This window comes from Polaromonas sp. (assembly GCF_010365105.1).
Lineage (GTDB): Bacteria > Pseudomonadota > Gammaproteobacteria > Burkholderiales > Burkholderiaceae_C > Polaromonas.
On the sequence record NZ_JAAFGZ010000066.1, the window covers coordinates 1 to 3,253 of the forward strand.

The following is a 3,253-nucleotide window of genomic DNA, read 5'->3' on the forward strand; positions in this document are numbered from 1 at the left end:
CGCGGTGACAGCGCCAGAAACTGCACCAGCAAGCGTTGTTCGCGGGCAGTTTTGCGTTGCGCCACGAGGAGTTGAGCGTGCTCAGGGTCTTCAATGTCCTGGTGCCGATCCATGCTGCGCAGATGGCGCGCCACAAGCTGGTCGCGCTCATAGATGCACACCCGGTCTGCATAGGATTTGAGCGTCAGGAGCTGGCCCGCGCAGCGCGCTGGCACCGAATAGTGGTTGGAGTCCAGCGCGACCCGAAACTGCTTGGTGGCGCGCACGTTTGTTACGCGCGCCAGATCAAAACCGGCCGGATTGAGGGGGCGCAACTTAGCCCGTTCTTCTTCAAATTGATCGATGGGTCGTTGATGGGTGGACTCGTGCATACGCACGTCGGCCACCGTGTCCACCCACAACTGAGCGGCTGGCTGCATGGCGCTGAAGTCGCCCTGATGGCCACTTCAAATTCCCCCACCTTTGGCCAGTCAAATTCCCCCAGGCAGGACGGCTAAATTATCAACTTTTTGGCGTTCCTGGTTCTGACGTCCTTTCTTGGTAATTTCTCCCTGACTTTTTGGATTTTTTATAAACGGAATTTGGCAAGCGCAGCGCGTCAGGCCGAAGGCGAAGCACCGGGGAACTGTGGGCAACTGTCGCACCGGTGCGCAGCACCGGCTGTCCACAGGCTTGCCCTGTGGGCAGGACAGTTGTCCACGGCGGGCGTGTTTCTTACGCTGCGCCGGCACTAGCAATTCGCGAGGCGGCCTCCTTCAGCCGGTAACTCTTGCCCTCAAACGCCAGCAGTGCCGAGCGGTGCATTAACCGGTCCAGAATGGTCGTACTCATCGTGTTGTCGCCCAGGTATTTCCCCCAGTCCTCAACAATCCGGTTGGAGGTCACCACGATGGAGCGGCGCAGCTTGTAACGCCGGTGCACCACCATCTGCAGTAACTCGGCGGCACCGTCCGAGATGCGCCGCGCCAGAAACAGATCGTCAAGCACCAGTAAATCTGGCTCCAGCATGCCCTTGAGTAGTTTGACCTGCTCAGCTGGACTGGCCAGACAGTAATGCGCAAACACGCTGTCGGCCTCCACGTAACGCACGCCATAGCCCTGCAAGGTGGCCTGATAGGCCACAGCTTTGGCGATGTGGCTCTTGCCGGTGCCGGGCTTGCCAATGAGCAGCCCATTGATGCCCTCAGTTATGAACTTCAAGGTGTGCAACTCAAAGCAGGCCTGGCGGGGCACCTTCGGGTTGAAGTGCCAATCAAAGTCGGCCAGCGTGAGCCGCTCATCGAGCCCACACTGCTTGAAACGCCGCTCGGTCAAACGCGAGCGCCTGCGATCAAGTTCGTCTTGCAGCAGCATGCAAAAAGTTTCAAGGAAGGGTTGTTCGCTGGCCTGGGCTTGCAGGACACGGGTCTCCAGTGTGGCAGCCATCCCCGACAGGCGCAGCTCAATGAGCGCGCGTTCAATCTCATGTTTGCTCATCGTCATAGAGTTGCCTCTGCTTGGGTTTGTGGTCGGGTCGGTGCCTGGGTTGTGGTCTGGGTCGAAGCCAAAATGGCGCTCTGTTGTGCGCCCAGGGTGAACAGATCGGCGTAGTCGTTACCAACGCGGATCAGGGCATGGCTCTGTGTCAGCGATCCCTCGCTTGGGGTGGGCGTATCGAGCAGGGCCAGCGCATCTTCCATGAGCCGCTCGGTCAAGGTCTTGACATGGCCGTAGCTGTACACGCCCTCTGACATAGCCATGTCGCAGGCGCTGTTGATCAATCGGCGCGGATAGCGCCGCACCAATCCGACGATGCCCCACATCTTGCGCTGACCGACACGACCTTCACGCTCAAACAGGGTCTCGCACAGCTTGTGGGTGGCCGCCCCAATGGCCTTGGCCTGACTCAGAATGCGCTGCGTCTCGCGTGAGGGATTGAAGACGCGCTCGTTCATGGGCAGCACCACCGTGGCGGGCCTCGAAGCCCGGTCATGGGCGCGCAGCAGGGCTTGCGTCTTGAGCTCACGTATTTCCAGGCGACGCGCAAACAGGCGCACCAGCACCCGACTGCCAATGGCCGCCGGGCGGGCGGCGTAGCTGCTGTGATCCACCCGCACGCACGAGTCATCATTGACGGTGTACTGAGCCTCGGTAAAGTATTGCATGCCCAGCAGCGGCAGGGGCAACAGATGAGGTTTCTCCTCTTGGAACATGGCCTGGACCTGACGGCGTTCGCTGCCGTGAATGCGCTGGGCGGCCCACTTGGTTTCCCAGTGTTCGAGGTGCTGGTTTTGTTCTTCAATCGATTCGAACCTGCGCCCCTTCAGGGCTGTGGCCTGGGTGTGGCCGATGGCATGTTCAACGGTGCCTTTGCGGTTGGGGTCACGTACCCGTGCCGGGTCGCCCACCACACCATAGTGCTTCAGCGTGGCGCCGTAGACGGCGTTGAGCTGGGGCTCGTACAGGTCGGGTTTGATGACACCCTCCTTGAGGTTGTCGAGCACCACGTAGCGGCAGGCGCCACCGAAGTACGCCCAAGCCTCTTCATGCAGGCGTGCCCAGGTTTGCTGACTTGACTTCCACACGACCCGGCGAAAACTGCGCCGGGAGTAGCGCAAGGTCATCACAAACAGGCGTGGTTTGCGAAAGCGCTCGGAGCCGGGAACACGGGTGAGTGCGCCCTCGCCGTAGTCGACCTGAGCTTCTTCGCCGGGGGCGAATTCCAGGCGGTCAAATTGCTCGGGTTCGTGTTTGCATAGGCCACCACAGAAGCGTTTGACGCTGTTGTAGGCGCCGGTGAACCCGTGCGTATCAACCAGGTCCTGGTAGATCGCCATGTAGTTGCGTTTGAAGCGCAACTGAGCCTCGATAAATTCCCGGTGGGGCTCGCAGGTGGAGGTCGTTAACTTGACCTGAGCCGGTGGCCGGGGTGGGGGAATTTGATCGGGTGTGCCGGTGGCCACCCCGAGGGAATTTGCCTTGAGCTCTTCTATGCGTTTGGCATACGTGCGAATGGTCTTTCGGTCAATTCCGGTGACACGTTCAATCTGGCGGTGGCTGGTGTTGGTCGCCAGCAGCGTGGCTATCGTTGTTTGCAGGTGTGGTTTCAAGACGTTCAATCCGGTTTCCCTCAAAAGTGAGGGGGTGAAGGTAACGTCCTGCCTGGTACTGACCGAGGTGGTGAAACAGCCGGGTTTAACCAGCCGTCACGCCGCGCTCAGGGTGGGGGAATTTGAGGTGGCCAAAAGTGGGGGAATTTGGGTGGCCATCAGGG

The 3,253-nt window shown here is 60.1% G+C and carries 2 protein-coding genes and 1 pseudogene; all 3 read right to left on the reverse strand.

Translation table 11 applies throughout. The features are described from left to right. Positions 1-419, reverse strand: a pseudogene (locus GZ092_RS21125) (hypothetical protein); the annotation flags it as partial. A 295-nt stretch (positions 420-714) separates the two neighbouring features. Beyond that, on the reverse strand, positions 715-1,476 hold the full coding sequence (gene istB, locus GZ092_RS21130; protein WP_293639297.1) for an IS21-like element helper ATPase IstB: 762 nt from the start codon (positions 1,474-1,476) through the stop codon (positions 715-717). A gap of 2 nt (positions 1,477-1,478) precedes the next feature. Then, complete coding sequence (gene istA / locus GZ092_RS21135; protein WP_293639295.1) at positions 1,479-3,098, reverse strand: IS21 family transposase; 1,620 nt, start codon at positions 3,096-3,098, stop codon at positions 1,479-1,481. Positions 3,099-3,253: the final 155 nt, after the last annotated feature.

What these genes read in the sequence shown, in the direction of transcription:
- istB (WP_293639297.1), bottom strand. Translation starts at nt 1,476, where the DNA reads ATGAGCAAACATGAGATTGAACGCGCGCTCATTGAGCTGCGCCTGTCG.